The sequence below is a fragment of the Cryobacterium levicorallinum genome (assembly GCF_004402405.1).
Taxonomy (GTDB): domain Bacteria; phylum Actinomycetota; class Actinomycetes; order Actinomycetales; family Microbacteriaceae; genus Cryobacterium; species Cryobacterium levicorallinum.
Genome location: NZ_SOFE01000008.1, coordinates 40,891 through 58,707, shown reverse-complemented (window position 1 = coordinate 58,707; position 17,817 = coordinate 40,891). Strand labels below are relative to the sequence as shown.

At 66.9% G+C, this 17,817-nt stretch carries 15 protein-coding genes; 5 read left to right on the top strand and 10 right to left on the bottom strand.

Translation table 11 applies throughout. The features are described 5' to 3' along the window. Nucleotides 1-18 precede the first annotated feature (18 nt). Nucleotides 19-3,684: a chromosome segregation protein SMC gene (gene smc / locus E3O11_RS04225; RefSeq protein ID WP_092449243.1), complete on the top strand. Its 3,666-nt coding sequence runs from the start codon at nt 19-21 to the stop codon at nt 3,682-3,684. A gap of 40 nt (nt 3,685-3,724) precedes the next feature. Next, nucleotides 3,725-4,282, top strand: coding sequence for a HutD/Ves family protein (locus E3O11_RS04220; protein WP_092449242.1), 558 nt, complete (start codon nt 3,725-3,727; stop codon nt 4,280-4,282). A 164-nt stretch (nt 4,283-4,446) separates the two neighbouring features. Here the strand turns inward: E3O11_RS04220 and fdxA are convergent, their stop codons facing one another. From fdxA to E3O11_RS04175, 9 genes are read right to left on the bottom strand one after another with little or no spacing between them, the layout of a single operon-like run. Further along, nucleotides 4,447-4,764, bottom strand: coding sequence for a ferredoxin (gene fdxA, locus E3O11_RS04215; protein WP_092449241.1), 318 nt, complete (start codon nt 4,762-4,764; stop codon nt 4,447-4,449). Continuing rightward, on the bottom strand, nt 4,761-6,161 hold the full coding sequence (locus tag E3O11_RS04210; protein WP_092449240.1) for an FAD-dependent oxidoreductase: 1,401 nt from the start codon (nt 6,159-6,161) through the stop codon (nt 4,761-4,763). Before E3O11_RS04210 ends, fdxA begins: the two co-directional genes overlap by 4 nt. Before the next feature lie 44 nt (nt 6,162-6,205). Next, complete coding sequence (locus E3O11_RS04205; RefSeq protein ID WP_092449239.1) at nt 6,206-7,126, bottom strand: ABC transporter permease; 921 nt, start codon at nt 7,124-7,126, stop codon at nt 6,206-6,208. Next, the gene (locus E3O11_RS04200; protein ID WP_092449238.1) at nt 7,116-7,901 is read right to left on the bottom strand and encodes an ABC transporter ATP-binding protein; all 786 of its coding nucleotides are present in this window, start codon (nt 7,899-7,901) and stop codon (nt 7,116-7,118) included. The genes E3O11_RS04205 and E3O11_RS04200 overlap by 11 nt, the downstream gene beginning before the upstream one ends. After that, a complete protein-coding gene (locus E3O11_RS04195; protein WP_092449237.1) occupies nt 7,898-9,325 on the bottom strand; it encodes a sulfate adenylyltransferase subunit 1 in 1,428 nt (475 codons plus the stop codon). Before E3O11_RS04195 ends, E3O11_RS04200 begins: the two co-directional genes overlap by 4 nt. Before the next feature lie 4 nt (nt 9,326-9,329). Beyond that, nucleotides 9,330-10,376, bottom strand: coding sequence for an ABC transporter substrate-binding protein (locus E3O11_RS04190; protein WP_092449236.1), 1,047 nt, complete (start codon nt 10,374-10,376; stop codon nt 9,330-9,332). Next, the gene (gene cysD, locus E3O11_RS04185) at nt 10,376-11,287 is read right to left on the bottom strand and encodes a sulfate adenylyltransferase subunit CysD (protein WP_233195300.1); all 912 of its coding nucleotides are present in this window, start codon (nt 11,285-11,287) and stop codon (nt 10,376-10,378) included. Before cysD ends, E3O11_RS04190 begins: the two co-directional genes overlap by 1 nt. Continuing rightward, on the bottom strand, nt 11,284-12,069 hold the full coding sequence (locus tag E3O11_RS04180) for a phosphoadenylyl-sulfate reductase (RefSeq protein ID WP_092449234.1): 786 nt from the start codon (nt 12,067-12,069) through the stop codon (nt 11,284-11,286). Before E3O11_RS04180 ends, cysD begins: the two co-directional genes overlap by 4 nt. Further along, complete coding sequence (locus E3O11_RS04175) at nt 12,066-13,802, bottom strand: nitrite/sulfite reductase (protein ID WP_092449417.1); 1,737 nt, start codon at nt 13,800-13,802, stop codon at nt 12,066-12,068. The genes E3O11_RS04180 and E3O11_RS04175 overlap by 4 nt, the downstream gene beginning before the upstream one ends. Nucleotides 13,803-14,123: 321 nt before the next feature. Between E3O11_RS04175 and ftsY the strand changes: the two genes are divergently transcribed. Together ftsY and E3O11_RS04165 are read left to right on the top strand one after the other, a co-directional pair. Continuing rightward, nucleotides 14,124-14,999 (top strand): signal recognition particle-docking protein FtsY, encoded by an 876-nt coding sequence (ftsY, locus tag E3O11_RS04170; RefSeq protein ID WP_092449233.1) that lies wholly within the window; start codon nt 14,124-14,126, stop codon nt 14,997-14,999. Between the two features lie 22 nt (nt 15,000-15,021). After that, nucleotides 15,022-15,525 (top strand): DUF2004 domain-containing protein, encoded by a 504-nt coding sequence (locus tag E3O11_RS04165; protein ID WP_092449232.1) that lies wholly within the window; start codon nt 15,022-15,024, stop codon nt 15,523-15,525. Between the two features lie 102 nt (nt 15,526-15,627). On the opposite strand, the gene E3O11_RS04160 is transcribed toward E3O11_RS04165, so the two are convergent. After that, complete coding sequence (locus tag E3O11_RS04160; protein WP_092449231.1) at nt 15,628-17,121, bottom strand: MFS transporter; 1,494 nt, start codon at nt 17,119-17,121, stop codon at nt 15,628-15,630. Between the two features lie 61 nt (nt 17,122-17,182). Between E3O11_RS04160 and E3O11_RS04155 the strand changes: the two genes are divergently transcribed. Beyond that, nucleotides 17,183-17,782: a TetR/AcrR family transcriptional regulator gene (locus tag E3O11_RS04155; protein WP_158251637.1), complete on the top strand. Its 600-nt coding sequence runs from the start codon at nt 17,183-17,185 to the stop codon at nt 17,780-17,782. Nucleotides 17,783-17,817 lie beyond the last annotated feature (35 nt).

Sequence of the window (17,817 nt, the reverse complement as noted above, 5' to 3'; positions counted from 1 at the left end):
CGACCGAAAGGGTGCCCGTTGTATCTGAAGAGCCTCACCCTCAAGGGGTTCAAATCGTTCGCGCAGCCGACGACGTTCGCCTTCGAGCCCGGCGTTACGTGCGTGGTCGGCCCGAACGGGTCGGGCAAGTCCAACGTGGTCGACGCGCTCGCCTGGGTGATGGGGGAGCAGGGTGTGAAAACCCTGCGCGGCGGCAAGATGGAAGACGTCATCTTCGCCGGCACATCGACGCGCGGGCCGCTCGGTCGGGCCGAAGTCATCCTCACCATCGACAACTCCGACGGCGCCCTGCCGATCGAGTACTCCGAGGTCACCATCTCCCGCACGCTGTTTCGCAATGGCGCGAGTGAATACGCCATCAACGGGCGCACCTGTCGGCTGCTCGATGTGCAAGAGCTGCTCAGCGATTCCGGTCTCGGCCGGGAGATGCACGTCATCGTCGGTCAGGGTCAGCTCGACGCCGTGCTGCGTGCGACCCCCGAAGAGCGTCGCGGCTTCATCGAAGAAGCCGCGGGCATTCTTAAACACCGACGTCGCAAAGAGAAAACGCTGCGCAAGCTCGACGCCATGCAGACCAACCTCACCCGGCTGAGCGACCTCGCCGGGGAAATTCGCCGCCAGCTCAAACCGCTCGGCCGTCAGGCCGACATCGCCCGCGAGGCGCAGACCATCGCCGCCGTGGTGCGCGATGCCCGCGCGCGCTTGCTCGCTGACGACGTTGTGCTGCTGCGCGCCGCGCTCGACGCCCATAATCACACCGAGAGCGAACGGCACACCGAACGGGTCGTGCTGCAGGAGCAGCTCGCGCAGAAGCAGGGTCGGGTGCAGCGGCTCGAACTGGCCCAGGTCGGCGACGCCGTCGATCTGGCCCGCCGCACCAGTTTTGGCCTGGAGTCGGTGCAGGAACGCCTGCGCGGCCTGTTCACTCTCGCCAACCAGCGACTGGCCCTGCTCGGTTCGCAGGCTGAGCCGACCGGTCCGGCCTTCAGCGTCACGCCCGCCATGCTGACGGATGCTGCTGCCGAGGTTGAACAACTGCGCGCAAGCATCGGGACGGCCGAGACGGCCTGGGGCACCGCCCGGGAGCAGAGCGCGGCGGCACGGTCGCAGCTGGATGCCGTCGACGACGACATCGCCGCTCAGGCTGCGCTCGTCACCCGGCATGATCTCGAAATCTCGCAGCTGACCGGCCAGTCCGAGACGGCCCGGTCGCGGCTGGCCGCTGTACGCGGCGAACAACTACGGCAGCAGAACGCCCTCGACGCGGCGTTCGATCGCAGCGAGAAGGCACAAAGTCAGCTGGCCGAGCTCGAAACGGCCGTGACCGAGGCCGCCGAAGAACCAGACTCCGACGACCTGTCCGAGGCACTCGCACTGGCGCAGACCGCAGTGCAGCGCGTCGAGGCCGACGTGGAACGACTGCGCGATGAGCTGCACCAGCACGAACGCGAGCGCGACGCCCAGGCGGCCCGGCAGGGTGCATTTTCCCTCGCACTCGACCAGAAAGACGGTTCCTCCGCACTCCTCGGCGCGCAGCTCCCCGGTATCCGTGGCCTGGTGGCCGATCGGGTGCGCGTGCAACCCGGGTTCGAGGCGGCGATCGCCGCCGCGCTCGGGTCTCTCGCCGACGCGGTGCTGGCCGACAACCGCGAGGCAGCACTGGAAGCCATCGGCCACGCCCACACCGACGATCTCGGCCGGGTCGAACTCCTCATCGCGGACGGTGCCGACACCCTGGCTCCGGGCGTTGATTCCAGCGTTGATCTGGGCGCGGGCATCCGTTGGGCGACGTCGGTCGTCGACGGGCCGGCCGGAGTGCGTGCTCTGCTCGCCCAGACCGTGATCGCCGACGATCTCGCCGTAGCCCGCGCCGCCCAGCTGACCGACACCGTGACGATCATCACACTCGTCGGTGAGGTGCTGGGCCCGTGGGTCGTGCGCGGCGGATCCGGCGCCCGGCCGAGCAAACTCGAACTCGTCGCCGAACGCGACACCGCCGCCGAAAAGCTAACCACCGTCACAGCACTGATCGAGCGGGTGCGCTTCGACCTCGGCGATCAGCGTACCCTGCTGCACGCGCACAAAGAGCAGTCGGTCAGCGCGCGGGCGGCCGTGCGCGCCCTCGAAACGCAGCTCGCCACTCAGACGGAACGCCGCGGCCGCCTCACGGTGCAGGCCGACGCCGCGACCGCCGACCTCGCCCGGGTCAGCGCCGCCCTGACACTCGCGACCCGCGCCGTCGAAGAGGTCGAAGCCGTCGTCGCCGAGGCGTCCGCCACGCTGGTCACCGCCCAGTCCCGGCCACGACCCCTCCTCGATGCGACCGTGCGCGATGCGCTCTACCGTGAGCTGGAGGTCGCCCGGGATCGTGAGGTGGAAGCTCGCCTCCAAGTTGAAACGGCCCGCGAACGGGTGCGGGCCGGTGAGGCACACGTCGTCGCCCTGACCGAGCAGCTCGCGGCCGAGCATACGGCCGCCGAGGCCGCGGCCCGGCGCGCCGTCATTCGCCGCCGCCAAGTGGATGCCGCTTCCCGCGTTGCCGAGGCGCTCCCGGCCGTGCTCGCCGCGGCCGACCGCTCGGTCGCCGAGGCCCGGCTGCGTCTGGCCAGCGCCGAGGCCGAACGCACCAGTCAGAACACCGAACTGCAGCAGCTTCGCCTCGACGAGAGCGCCTGGCGTGAGCGGCTGGCCGCGATCACCGAGAACGTGCACGGTCTCGAACTCGAGATCTACGAGAAGAAGCTGCACCTCTCGGCTCTGCTCGAACGGGCCGGCAGCGAACTGGGCCTGACCGAAGACGTGCTTGTGGCCGAGTACGGGCCCGATCAGCTGATCCCGACCGACGGCATGATCGTCTCTGACGACTCAGGCGCCGACAGCACCCCGCACGCCAGTGGGGCCAGTGAACGCGCTGCCGGTGAGCGCGACAGCGACAACCGCACCGCGAGCGATCGCGACATCGCGGGCCGCAGAGCCGACGGCATCCGCTTTAATCGGGCTGAACAGCAGAAGCGGTTCGCGGCCGCCGAACGCAAGCTCGGCCAGTTGGGCAGGGTCAACCCGCTCGCGCTCGAAGAATTCGCCGCGCTCGAGCAGCGGCACCGATTTCTCACCGAACAGCTCACCGACCTCACCGAAACTCGCAGCGACCTGCTCACCATCATCGCCGACATCGACGAGAAGATGCAGGCCATCTTCTCCGACGCCTTCGACGACACCCAGGCGGCCTTCGCCGAGGTGTTCCCGGTGCTGTTTCCCGGCGGCAGCGGCAGTATCTGGCTCACCGACCCCGATGATCTGCTGACGACCGGCATCGAGGTGTCGGTCAAACCGGCCGGCAAGAAGATCGAACGGCTCTCGCTGCTCTCGGGCGGTGAACGTTCCCTCGCCGCGGTCGCTCTGCTGATCGCCATTTTCAAGGCCCGCCCCAGCCCGTTCTACATTATGGACGAAGTGGAAGCGGCCCTTGACGACGCCAACCTCGGCCGGCTGCTGACCATCTTCGAAGATCTGCGCGAAACCAGCCAGCTCATCGTCATCACGCACCAGAAACGCACCATGGAAATAGCGGATGCCCTCTATGGCGTCAGTATGCGGCAAGACGGGGTCAGCGCCGTCGTCGGTCAGCGCGTGGGGACTCGTGCTGACCAACGAGAGCGCGACCGGGAACCGGCGGCGTCCTGACCGCTCGGCGTCTGCCGTCTGCTAACCTGAGCCTGAAATCATGCACATTATTCGACTTGACTCTCTTCGACCCGCCCCCTGGCGTAACGGCGGAGGGACCACCCGCGAGGTGGCGTCCTTCCCCGCCGGCGCGGTGGACTTCGACTGGCGCATCAGCATCGCCGACGTGACCGCGGCCGGTGATTTCTCGAGTTTTCCAGGGGTCGACCGCATCCTCACGGTGATCGAGGGCGAGCTGATGGTCGTGATCGTCGATGGCGAAGAGCACGCCATGGAGCAATACCGGCCATTCCGGTTTTCCGGTGACAGCGCGACGAGCTGCGCCCTGCCGGTCGGCGATACCAGAGACCTGAATGTGATGACGAGGCGCGGAGCATTCAAGGGCTTTCTGTCGATCGTCGAGCTGTCGAAGAAACGCGCCCACCCGGTGTTCGACGACCAATTCGCCCTACTGCTGAAGGGGTACGCCGTCGTGACCGCCGGCGGCGAGGAGGCCAAGCTGGGTGCCCTCGATACCGTGCGCGGCGACGATCCAGCCCCGGAAGTTCTCGGACGGGGATTCCTCGCCGTCATCACCCTGGAAGCGGTTCCGACCTAAGCGGATGCTGTTGCGGCATTCGCCACCGCTTCGTTGCCGAGCAAGCCTGCGGCATACAGAATCACGAGCGCGATGAGAAGTGCTCCTGCAATGAGCAGTGCTACCCACATTGCCGGCCTCAAGCCCGAGCCTTATCCATAGCGTGCAGAATATCAGTCGCGCCGTTACCCCTGTGGCGGCAGCGCGCTGATCACCGCGTGGTCCTTGGCGAGCACGCCGACCTTGGCCGCGCCGCCCGGGGAGCCGAGGTCGTCGAAGAATTCGACGTTGGCCTTGTAATAGTCGGCCCACTGTTCGGGCAGGTCGTCTTCGTAGTAGATGGCCTCGACCGGGCAGACCGGTTCGCAGGCGCCGCAGTCGACGCACTCATCGGGGTGAATATAGAGGGAGCGTTCGCCTTCATAGATGCAGTCCACCGGGCATTCGTCGATGCAGGCACGATCTTTGACATCGACGCAGGGCAGCGCAATCACATAGGTCACAGTGTCAGCAACGCTTCCGTGCGAGAGATCGCAACCTGTTCGGCCCGAGAGACGACTTTGACTCGCTCCCGACCGGGAGTGACCAGGTCCTGCGCGCCGAGCAGCTGCTCGTGCGCGTCCAGGGTGCGCCAGCCCGCCCAGGTCGTGAACTCGACGCCGCGCTCCGCCAGCAGGGTCAGAATCGCCTCCGCTGATTCGTCAGCCGTTTCGCCGGAGACGAGCGCGGGCAGGTCGGCCACGAGCCGGGTCACCGTCTCGAGGGCGTCGCCCTTGGTATGGCCGATCAGGCCGACCGGGCCGCGCTTGATCCACCCGGTGGCGTAGAGCCCGGAAAGAGGCTCGCCGGCGGCATCAAGCACCCGCCCGCCGTCGTTCGGAATGACGCCGCGCACGGCGTCGAACGGCACCTCGGTCAGAGCGCTGCCCCGATAGCCGACCGCGCGATAGACGGCCTGCACCGGGTAGTCGACGATCTGGCCGGTCGACCGCACGCCACCGTCTCCGGTGTGTTCGGTACGTTCAAAGCGGATGCCTTCCACTCGTCCATCGCCGTAGACCTCGACCGGCGAGTGCAGAAAGTGGAGGTGCAGGCGACGTGAGGCGCCGAGCGGAGCCTTGGTGAGCCATCCGTTCAGCGTGCGGGTCATGATCTTGACCTGGTTGTTGCTGGCGACGAGCTGTTCGCTGTGCGAATCGGGAGTGAAGTCTTCGGCGTAGACGACGAGGTCGACGTCGGGAATATCGGCGAGTTCGCGCAGTTCGATCGGGGTGAATTTCACCTGTGACGGCCCGCGGCGGCCGAACACGTGCACGTCGGTCACCGGGGATCCGTCGAGCCCGGCGTAGACCGAGGCGGGAATGTCGGTGCTGAGCAGATCGTCGGCGTGCTTGGCCAGGATGCGGGCCACGTCGAGGGCGACGTTGCCGTTTCCGATGACGGCCACGTCCGTCGCGTCGAGCGGCCATTCCAGCGGCACATCGGGGTGGCCGTCGTACCAGGAGACGAAGTCGGCGGCGCCGAACGAGCCGGGCAGGTCGATGCCGGGAATGACGAGCGGGGCGTCGAGAATGGCGCCGGTGGCGAAGATGACCGCGTGGTAGTGCTCTCGCAGATCAGCCAGGGTCAGGTCGGTGCCGTAGGTGACGTTGCCGATGAAACGAATGATGCCTGCGTCGAGCATCTCCTGCAACGACTTGACGATGCCCTTGATGCGCGGGTGGTCGGGGGCGACGCCGTAGCGAATGAGTCCGTAGGGGGCCGGCAGCGCATCGAACAGGTCGATGGCCACGGTGTGACCGGTTTCGAGCACGAGTCGGTTGAGAATATTGCCGGCGTAGATTCCGGCCGGGCCGGCGCCGATAATGGCAACGCGCAGTGCACAGGGAGCGGGGGTCATAAGGAGCCTTTCAAACAAAGGGAAGAAGAGTGGATGCGGGCGGGTCAGCGCAGGCCAGCGGCCATCAGTCCGCGGCGGCGCAGCAGGCGACGCTCGATCGGGGCGAAGATCACGAGTTCCACCAGGATTCCGACGAACAGAATCACCAGGATCGTGGCGAGCACCCCGGACAGGTCGGCGAGCTCGCGGCTTTGGTGCAGCATGGAACCGAGACCGAAGCCGATCGTGCCACCCATGGTGATGATCTCGGCGGCCATGAGTGAGCGCCAGGCGAAGGCCCAGCCCTGCTTGAGGCCGGAGAAATAGCCGGGCAGGGCGGCGGGCAACACCACGAGGGTCGCCATCTGCAGGTGCGAGGCGCCGAGTACCGTGCCGACGCGGCGCAGCTGCGGTGGAATCTGGTCGACGCCCGAGACGAGCCCATTGGCAATCGAGGGGACAGCGCCCATCAGAATGACGAAGTACACCGTGGCGTCGGTGAGGCCGAACCACATGATCGCGGCGGGAACCCAGGCGACCGAGGGGAGCACCTGCAAGCCGGAGAGCAGCGGTCCGAGCGCACGCCGCACCGGGCGGCACTCCGCGATTAGCAGCCCGATCGGGGTGCCGATGGCGATGGCGATGAGAAAGCCGAGACCGCCGCGCTCGAGGCTCGTCGATACCGCGAGTTGCAGGCGGTCGCTCGACCAGGCACTCACGAGGGAATCGAATACGTCTAAGGGGCCGGGAGTGAGGTCGGGCCGGGGTTTGACGATGAGAATGTAAACCTGCCAGGCCGCGACCAGCGCAATGAGCAGCAGAATCGGGGGAAGGACACCGTCGAGGGTGCGGCGAAAGGCGCCGCGGGGCGTTTCGGGAACGGCCTGCAGCGAATCCAAACCGGCTTCGAGGCGGCGCAGTTCGTCGTGGCTCGGGTCGTTGGTTGCTCCGCCACGAATGGTGTCGGTGCGAGCATCAAGCGGCATTGCGGCGGATCTCCTCGCGCAGCTGGTCAGTGATTTCGTCACCGAGGCGGGCGACCTCGGGGGACTCGATCCGGCGGGAGCCGGTGTCGGTGATGGTCCATTCGTTGACGATGCGGCCTGGGCGTGAGGACATCAGCAGAATGCGCTGTCCCAGCCGTGCGGCCTCGCGCACGTTGTGGGTGACGAACACGATCGTGCGGCCGGTCTGGCGCCAGACCCGTTCGAGTTCTTCGTGCAGCAGGTCGCGGGTGATGGCGTCGAGCGCGGCGAAGGGTTCGTCCATCAGCAGCACCTTGCGGTCCTGCGCAAGCGAGCGGGCCAGGGCGACCCGCTGCCGCATACCCCCGGAGAGTTCGTGCGGGCGTTTGTCGGCGGCATCGGCGAGGTTGACCAGGTCGAGCAGTTCGAGGGAATCCGCTCGGCGGTCCTTGCGCGGAACCCCGCGCAGTTTCAGGGCCAGCTCCACGTTGCGGCCGGCCGTCAGCCACGGAAACAGCGCTGCGTCCTGGAACATGACGGCGGCCTTGCCGCTCGCCACGGTGACGGCGCCCTCGGTGGGTTTCTCCAGGCCGGCAATGATGTTGAGCAGCGTGGACTTTCCGCATCCGCTTGCCCCGAGCAGGCAGACGAACTGGCCGGCTTCGATCGACAGGTTGATGTCATCGAGCACGAGCGGACCGGTGCCGTAGCGCTTACCGAGGCCATCGATCGTGATCGCGACGGGTTCGAGCGCGGTCGGGGCCGGGGCGACAGACACGCTGGTCAGGGAGGTCACGGCGACACGTCCGACCCGGCACCCGAGCCGTCGCCGGCGCGGGTGGGCTCGCCCGGCGCGGTGACGATACCGGCGGCCAGGGTTGCGCCGTCCTGCGGGTGAATGACGAGGAACGCCCCGGAGCGACGATTCTGCGCATAGCGTTCCACCGGCAAATCGCGCGACAAACGGATGTTGGCCTGCCCGATATCGTTCACGGCCAGGCTGGTGGCGGGTTCGACGCCGAGGGTCGTGAGGTCGAGGCGGCCGGTGACCTCGCGAATCAGGGCCTGCACGACGGTCGTGCCGAACTTCAGGAGCACGCGGGCTCCCGGTGCGAGCGGACGCGGGTCGAGCCAGAACAAATCGGCTTCGAGGGCGCGGGTGACCGGGGGCAGGCTGCCTGCGGCCGCGATGACGGCCCCTCGGGCGATGTCGAGGTCGTCGGCCAGGCGCAGCGCGATCGACTGGGGCGCGAAGGCCTCGTCGAGCTGCACTCCGGCGAAGTCGATACCGGTGACGGTGCTGGTGCCGCCGCCGGGCTCGACGCTCACCATGTCGCCGACCTTGATGCTGCCGCTCGCGACCTGCCCGGCGTATGCCCGGTAGTCGCGGTAGGAATCGGCCAGTTCCGGGGAGACGACGACCGCGCCCTGCGGCCGCAGCACGAGCTGAACCGGCAGGCGGAACGCCTCGGTGGCGCGCCCGGAATCGTCGAGGTCGTCGATCACGGTGAGGGTTTCGAGCAGTTCGAGCAGGCTCGGACCGGCATACCAGGGGGTGCGCTCGGAGCGGTCGACGACGTTGTCGCCGACCAGGGCCGACACCGGAATGACGTGGACCTCCGCACGCGAGTCAAAACCGAGGCCGAGTTCGGCGGTGACCAAGCGAACGCTCGCCTCCACCTCACGGAAGGAGGCCTCGTTGTAATCGAGGAGGTCGATCTTGTTGACCGCGACGATTACGTGCGGCACGCGCAACAGGGCGACAACGCTGAGGTGCCGGCGGGTCTGCTCGAGCACGCCCTTGCGGGCGTCGATGAGCATGATGACGGCATCCGCTGTGGTGGCGCCGGTGACCATGTTGCGGGTGTACTGCACGTGGCCGGGGCAGTCGGCGAGAATGAACGAGCGGGCGGGAGTCGCGAAGTAGCGGTAGGCCACGTCGATGGTGATGCCCTGTTCGCGTTCGGCGCGCAGGCCGTCGGTCAGCAGGGCGAAGTCGATGCCACCGCTCTCGCCGCCGAAGCCACGCTCGGTGGACGTGCGGGTGACGGCTTCGAGCTGGTCGGCGAGGATCGCCTTCGAATCGTGCAGCAGCCGGCCCACCAGGGTGGACTTGCCGTCGTCGACCGAACCGGCCGTCGCGAAGCGGAACAGGGTGCCTTCGGGGGCGGCGACGGCGGCTTCCGTGGTGAGGTCCTGGGTGTCAATGGTGAGGGTCATGCGATTACTCCGTTCCGAGTCCGGCGGCCGAAACAGGCGCGCCTTGCGCTGCGGCGAGAATGCCGTTGAGCTGGGTCAGGTCAAACAAGCCATTGAGGTCGCCGTCTTTTGCGAGGCCGGCAGAGACTGCTCGTTTCAGCGAGACCGGAAAAGTGCCGGCCAGGGGGTCATTGGTGAAGTGCAGGCCGACCAATGCGCGTTCGATGACCGCGTCGGCGAGCGGCTTGCCGGTGTCGGCGGTCAGCTTCGCGTTGATCACGCCGGCCGCCTCGGCCTGGTGCTCGTTCAGCCAGGCAATGGATGCCGTGTGTCCCTCGAGCAGCGCCCGCACCGTTTCCGGGTGGTCGCGATTGAAATCAGCACCGACAAGCAGCACGGTCGTGGGGAATTCGCCCTTCGGCCACCGGGATGATTCTTCGACGAGCACGTGAGCATCCGCTTCGAGCACCAGCCGAGAGACCCAAGGTTCGGGCAGCCAGGCGCCGTCGATCTGCCCACTCTGCAGCAGGGTGAGCGCGCGGGCGTTGTCGGTCGGGGTGACCGTCACGTCGCCGCCACCGGTCGTGCTGGTCTCGTAACCCTCGTCCTCGAGCCAGGAGCGGAGGGCAATGTCCTGCGTGTTGCCGAGCTGAGGGGAGGCGAGAGTCGTGCCGGCGAGGTCGGCGGGGGAGTCGATGCCGTCGCGCACGACGAGGGCGGCGCCGCCGATTGTGGCACCCGCCACGATCACCGCGCTCTGCCCCTTGCTCTGAACAAACGTGTTGATGGCCGGGCTCGGACCGACGTAGGCGGCATCGATAGCACCGGCGCTGAGCGCCTCGATCGCGGCCGGACCGGCACCGAAAGCCTGGGCGGTCAGGGTCGTTTCGCCGAGGGCGTCGGCGAAGAATCCCTGCTCGATGCCGACCAAGGCCGGGGCATGGGTGAGGTTGTCGAAGTAGCCGAGTCGGATTTCCTGGACCGGCCCGGTGGCGGAGGCCGCGCCGGAGCATCCGCTCAGCAGCAGCGTCACGGCCAGGGTGACGCCGACCGCGGAGATGGGGACGCGCATCAGAAGTATCCTTCCTTCTTGCGGTCTTCCATGGCGGCCTCTGAAATGCGGTCGTCGGCGCGGGTTGCGCCTCGTTCGGTGATGGTGGAAACGCCCACTTCGCGCACGACATCGGCGACGGATGCTGCGGTCGAGTCGACCGCACCGGTGCAGCTCATATCACCCACCGTGCGGTACCGAACCGTGCGCGTTTCGACGGTTTCGTCGGCACGGGGCAGGCTGACCGGGCTGACCGAGCGCCACATATTGTCGCGGCGGTAGACCTCACGCTCGTGGGCGTAGTAAAGCGGGGGCAGCTCGATGTTTTCGCGTTCGATGTAGCGCCAGACGTTGAGTTCGGTCCAGTTGCTGATCGGGAAGGCGCGCACGTGCTGGCCGACGGTGTGGCGGCCGTTGTAGAGGTTCCACAGTTCGGGGCGCTGGTTGCGCGGGTCCCACTGGCCGAATTCGTCGCGCAGGGAGAGGATGCGTTCCTTGGCGCGGGCTTTGTCTTCGTCGCGGCGGGCGCCACCGAAGACAGCGTCGTGCCGGCCGGCGGCGATGGCGTCGAGTAGCGGGAGGGTCTGCAGCGGGTTGCGGGTGCCGTCGGCGCGTTCGGCGAGACGGCCGTCGGCGACGTAATCCTCGACCTTGGCGACCGTGAGGCGCACCCCGTGCGCTGCGACGGTCTTGTCGCGAAACTCCAGCACCTCGGGGAAGTTGTGGCCGGTGTCCACGTGCAGCAGCGAGAAGGGAATCTTGCCCGGCCAAAAGGCCTTCGCGGCGAGGTGCAGCACCACGACGGAGTCCTTGCCGCCGCTGAACATGAGCACGGGCCGCTCGAACTCGGCGACGACCTCACGAATAATGTGGATGGCTTCGCTCTCGAGCACGTCGAGTTCGGAAAGGCGGTGTGCCGTCGTGGTAGTCATAGGTGGAGCCCGCATTCTGTCTTCTCGAGGGTGGCCCAACGGCCGGAACGGGGATCGGCTCCCGCCGCGACGGGCTGGGTGCACGGGGCACAGCCGATGGAGGGGTAGCCCTGCGACAGGAGTACGTTCACCGGCACGTGATTCTCGGTGGCGTAATCCATCAGTTCGTCGTAGCTCCAGGCGGCGACCGGGTTGACCTTGACCAGGCCATTGCGTTCGTCCCAGGTGACCAGGGGCGTGTTGGCGCGGGTAGGGGCTTCGTCGCGGCGCACACCGGTGAACCACAGTTCGTAGTCGCCGAGCGAACGCTGTAGCGGTTCCACCTTGCGCATGGCGCAGCAGGAGTTGGGGTCGCGGGCGAACAGTTCGGCGCCGTGCAGGGCGTCCTGCTCCGGAACTGTCGTGAGCGGCAGCACGTCAACGACAGTCACCGGAAGGGCGGCGGCGACAGCGTCGCGGGTCTCGTAGGTTTCGGCGAAGTGGTAGCCGGTATCGAGAAAGAGCACGTCGACGTCGGGCAGCTGCTTCGACACGATCTCGGGGAGTACCGCGTCGGCCATGGAGCAGGCGACGGCGACACTGTCGGCGCCGAAGTTGCGCGCGACCCAGGCCACGACCTCCGCAGCGGTGGCCTCGCGCCCGTTGGCTGCTGCGGCCGCTTCGAGTTCGGCTGAGCCAGCTTCGGCGAGGGCCTGCAGTTCGGCGGCAGGTCGGCGCGGCGGCAGGTCACGGGCAACGGATGCCGCGGCCTGTTTGACCGCGTTCAGATTGATGGCGCTCATTTGAGGTCCTCCTCGTCGGCGCGGTGCGCCCACTGGGCAAAGGTTTCGTCGTCGGTGCGGGCGGCCAGGAAACGCAGCACGAGGCTCTCGACATAGTCGGCGAGGTTCTCGGCGGTTACCTTGAGGCCGCGCACGGTACGGCCGAGGCCGGCCTCGTCACGGTCAGCGGAGACCAGGCCGCCGCCGAGGTGCACCTGGAAGCCGGGGGTGGACCCGCCGTTGCCGTCGGGCAGCAGCTGGCCCTTGAGCCCGATGTCCGCAGTCTGAATGCGGGCGCAGGAGTTGGGGCATCCGTTCACGTGCAGGCTGATCGGGTGCGGGGCATCGATTCCGGCGAGCCGTTTCTCCAGCTCGAGGATGGCATCCGTTGCCGTCTGCTTGGTCTCGACGATGGCTAGCTTGCAGAATTCAATGCCGGTGCAGGCGATGGTCGAGCGGCGGAACAGGCTCGGGCGGGCCGACAGCCCGATCTCGTCGAGGGCCGCGATCAGGGGTTCGACGTGTTCTTCGGCGATGTCGAGCACGACGAGCTTCTGGTGCGGCGTGGTGCGCAGTCGGCTCGAACCGTGGGCTTCGAGCAGGTCGGCGACACGGGTGAGGGTCTGACCGGAGATACGACCGACGAAGGGGGCCAGCCCGATGTAGAAGCGGCCGTCCTTCTGCTTGTGCACACCGATGTGGTCGCCCTGCGTCTTCGGGCGCGGTGCGGCAGGGCCGTCGGGCAGGGTATAACCGAGATATTCGTCTTCGAGAATACGACGGAACTTGTCGGTGCCCCACTCGGCGAGCAGAAACTTGAGGCGGGCCTTGCCGCGCAGGCGGCGGTAGCCGTAGTCCCGAAAGATGGAGACGACGCCGCGCCAAACCTCGGACACCTGGTCGGGAGCGACGAAGGCTCCGAGCCGTTCGGCCAGACGCGGGGTGGTGCTGAGCGCGCCGCCGACCCAGAGATCGTAGCCGATGCCGAGTTCGGGGTGCTCCACGGCCACGAGGCCGATGTCGTTGATCTCGTGCACGACGTCCTGGCTGGGGTGACCGGTGATGGCGGTCTTGAACTTGCGCGGCAGGTTGGCGAATTCGTCGGTGCCGAGATATTTGCGGGCAAGCTCGTTGATCGACTCGGTCGGGTCGATGAGTTCATCGGCGGCGATGCCGGCCACGGGGGAGCCGAGGAACACGCGCGGCACATCACCGCAGGCCTGGGTGGTTTCGAGTCCGACGGCTTCGAGGCGGCGCCAGATTTCGGGCATGTCCTCGATCTGGATCCAGTGCAGCTGAATGTTCTGGCGGTCGGTCAGGTCGGCGGTGTCGCGGCCGAAGTCGCGGGACACCTCACCAATCACACGGGCCTGTTCGGTCGTGAGCTGGCCGCCGTCGATGCGCACCCGAAGCATGAAGTAGCGGTCTTCGAGCTCTTCCGGTTCCAGGGTGGCGGTCTTGCCGCCGTCGATGCCGGGCTTGCGCTGCGTGTAGAGGCCCCACCAGCGAAAACGGCCGTGCAGGTCGGTGCCGTCGATCGAGTCGAAACCCTGCTTGGAATAGATCTGCTCGATGCGGCCGCGCACGGCGAGGCCATTGTCGACCTGTTTCCAGACCTCGTTGCCGTTGAGCGGTTCGGTGCCGTCGATCTTCCACTGGCCGTTCGGACGGGTGGATGGCCGCGGCGAGCGAGCTGCTGCCAGCTTGGTGGCTGCCGCCGGAGCGTTCTCGGCCCCCGTCGTGACGGTGGGCACCGTCTCGGTTTCGTTCGGCACGTCGGCTCCCTCGGTTTGCGGCGCCGCTCCAATGATTTCGATCGCAGCGACCCCGCCAACGCTACTGCGACCACGGTGCAATGTCGCAGCCGAGGGTCACGTGCTGTCACACACTGTCACGCAGCGTCACACAGACCGCCGGGTACTCGGCGCGCCTTCCGGGCAGTGGATGACGGCGGCGCCTGAGTGGTGTCGCGGACATCCGCTTGGTTGGTGCCGCTCACCGGCCATTGCTGCCACGGGGACAAGCTGGTGCCGCTCGCCGCGCGCAAGGCGGCGGCGCCCCCGTAGGCTAGGGACATGGCTGAACGCACCCCCTGGTCCCTCTCCGGCGCACTGCGCGGAATGTTCACGAAGAAGACCATCGACGCGCAGACCTGGGACGACCTCGAGGACGCCCTGCTGCAGGCCGATTTCGGCCCGAATATCACCGAGTCGGTCATCGCCGACCTGCGTGCCAAGGTCGCCAAGTACAACACGACCGACCCTGCCGATTTACAGCGGATGCTGCGCGAAGGAATTGAAGAGCGGCTGTCCGTTCTCGACTCCACCCTGACCCTCTCCGAACGGCCGGCCATCGTGCTCGTCGTCGGCGTCAATGGCGTGGGGAAGACCACCACGATCGGCAAATTCGCCAAGTTTCTGCACACCTACGGTCGCAGCGTCGTTATCGGCGCGGCCGACACTTTTCGGGCGGGGGCGGTCGAGCAGCTGGCGACCTGGGCCGAACGAGCCGGGGCGCAGATCGTGAAGCCGCAGATGACCGGCCAGGATCCGGCCTCCGTCGCCTTTCAGACGGTCGAGAAGGCGAAGAACGAGGGCATCGAGATCGTGCTCATCGACACCGCCGGGCGGTTGCAGACCAAGGGCGGACTGATGGACGAGCTGACCAAGATTCGTCGGGTCGTCGAAAAGCAGGGACCGATCGCCGAGGTGCTGCTCGTGCTCGATGCCACGACTGGTCAGAACGGGCTTGCCCAGGCCGAGGCGTTCATCGAGCACGCCGGGGTGACCGGGCTCGTGCTGACCAAACTTGACGGCTCAGCGCGTGGCGGCTTCGTGCTCGCCGTGCAGGAAAAGACCGGCATTCCGATCAAGCTGGTCGGGCAGGGTGAGGGCATCAACGACCTCACCGGTTTCACCCCGCACGTGTTCGCGCAAAAACTCGTCGGCTGATGAAGAATTTAAGAGGAGCACTATGAGCATCGAACACGATTTCTTCGGAATTCTCGGGGACGAAGACGAGGGCGAGGTGTACTGGTCGGAGTCGGCTGAGCTCGGAGACCAGAGCGTCGAGATCGACCTCAGCTCGCCCGACGAAGATTCGGTCACCGCCGAAGCGCTCGATATCGCCGCGGCCATGATCGGGTCGATGGAGGACCTCGACTCCCAGGTGCGGGAATCCCTCGTCGCTGATCTGTCGGCCGAGGTCTCCGTGACCAGCCAGTACATCGCCGAGCAGCTCGACGAAATGGACCAGGAAGCGATCGAAAACGCCATCATCTGGGATTCCGGCGACCAGCAGATTGACTTCCTGCGTTCGCTGCGCCTGCAGCGCATCGGCTTTCACCCGCACCGCGCCGGCAGCGAAGCGCACTTCGCGGTGCTCGAATACGCCATCAGCCCCGACGACACCGACGGCCTGCTAGTCGTGACAATCGACGTACACGGCGACACCGTCCAGGTAACCCTGGACAGCTAACCCATCATTTCCGGGCCCGGGCCCGGAAACCGGGCCCATGATCTATCGTGGGCCCGGTTCCTTAGGGTGGGCCCAGGTGAGCGCCGGCAGCCCCGAACCGGGCTACCCGAGGTGTGCGGCCTGCCCCGCGCCGAGCAGGTCTTCCTTGCGCGGGCGCACCAGGAAGAAGGCGATGGGCCCCGCCGCGAAGATAATGATGGCCGCCCACAGGAAGGCGGACTGGTATCCGCTCACGAGAGCGCCCAGCTGAACGACTTCGGTGGGAACCTTACCGATCAGGTACGAACTCACGGCAGCGGTGTACAGCGCGGTGAACAGGGCGGTTCCGAGCGAACCGCCGATCTGCTGCATCGCAGTCACGGCAGCGCTCGCCGCACCGGCATCATGCTCGGCAATTCCCGACAGAGCCACGTTCTGCAGCGGCACGAAGATCATGGCGAGTCCGGCGCCGAGCAGAATGAGCCCCGGCAGCACCTCGAGCGAATAGTTGCCGTTCACCGTGATCTGAGTCATCCAGAGCAGCCCGGCCGCGCCGACGATCGGTCCGACGGTCATCGGAATGCGCACGCCGGTACGCGCCAGAAACTTCGACAGCACGCCGGCACCGATCATGATCGTCGCGGTCATCGGCAGGGAAGCCAGCCCGGACTGAATCGGGGTGTAGCCCAGCACGATTTGAAAGTACAGGGTGAGAAACAGCAGCCCTCCGAGCAGCGCAGCACCCGAGAGCAGCGCCGTGAGGAAGGCTCCGCCGCGTACCTTGTTTGCCATAATGCGTAGCGGCAGCAGCGGATGATTCGACCGCTTTTCCACCAGCACGAACAGCACGAGCAACACCAGTCCGAGCGGGAGGCAAACGAGCACGGGCGAGCTGGCCCACCCACTCTCGGCCTGCGCGAAGCCGAATACCAGGGATCCGAGGCCGAGTGCCACGAGAATACTCCCCGGCACGTCATATCGGGTATTTCCGTGTGCCTTGCTCTCGCGAACGACCGGGATGGCGGCCGCAATCGCCACGATGGCGATCGGCACGTTCACGTAGAGGCACCAGCGCCAGCTTGCGTACTCGGTGAGCACGCCGCCGAGGATGAGGCCGACCGCCGCGCCGCCGCCGGCGATCGCGCCGTAGACGGCGAAGGCTTTGATGCGGTCCTTGCCGCCGGGAAAGTTGACCGTGAGCAGGGCGAGCGAGGCTGGCGCGAGCAGCGCGGCGAACAGGCCCTGCAGGCCGCGGGCGGTGAGTAGCTCCCAGGTGCTCTGGGCGGCGCCGCCGAGGGCCGAGGCAATGGCGAACCCGGCCATGCCCACGATGAAGGAGCGTTTGCGGCCCCAGAAGTCGGCAATACGCCCGCCGAGCAGCAGCAGCGCGCCGAAGACAAGCGAGTACAGCGTGACGACCCAGGTGCGCTCGCCGTCGCTCATGCCGAGCGCGGTCTGTGCCTGGGGGAGCGCGATGTTCACGATGGTTCCGTCGAGTACGACGGTGAGCTGGGCGAGCGCCACGATGGCCAGCAGCAACCACTTTCGTGGGTGGGGCGCGGTGGCCGCCGACGCGGGCGGGGCAGAACTGGACTGGTTTGTACTGATACCGGGCATAACAATGACTCTATCGTGCAAACCGAACGAACTAGTTTGTTTTGTAAACTATAGTGAAAACATGGCACGCGACGGAGCAGACCCCCAGACCCGCATTCTTGAGGCGGCGCGCACCGAATTCGCCGCCTACGGACTAGCCGGGGCCCGCATCGACCGCATCGCCAAGAGCGCCGCGGCGAGCAAGGAACGCCTCTACGCCTACTACTCCGACAAGCAGCAGCTGTTCCTCGAGGTGTTGGAGCTCAACCTGCGCGAGTTCGCGAGCGATGCCGTGCTCACCGACAATGACGTGCCGGCCTTCGCCGGAGCGCTGTTCGATCACGGAATGCTGCACGGTGACCACCTGCGCATGATCGACTGGGCCCGCCTCGAGACCGATGGTACCTGGCTGCCGGCCCTCGAGGTCATGCTGGGCTATCGGGACGAACAGGTGCGGCGCATCCGCTTGGCACAGACAGCCGGTCGGGTCGATGCTTCCTGGCAACCGGTGCAGCTCATGACGCTCATCTTCGGCATCGCCTCAGCCTGGGTTCACGAGCCCGGGGCGGTGCTCGCGCACGGGGGCCCTCCTCCGGACGTGACGGCAATCGCGGTTCGCCGAGCCAACGTCGTTCGTGCGGTCGAGCGGCTGATTGCACCGAGTGTGGCGGCGCAGAACTGACGCTCGCCCGAATTTGACGGAACCGCGCCTCAGCA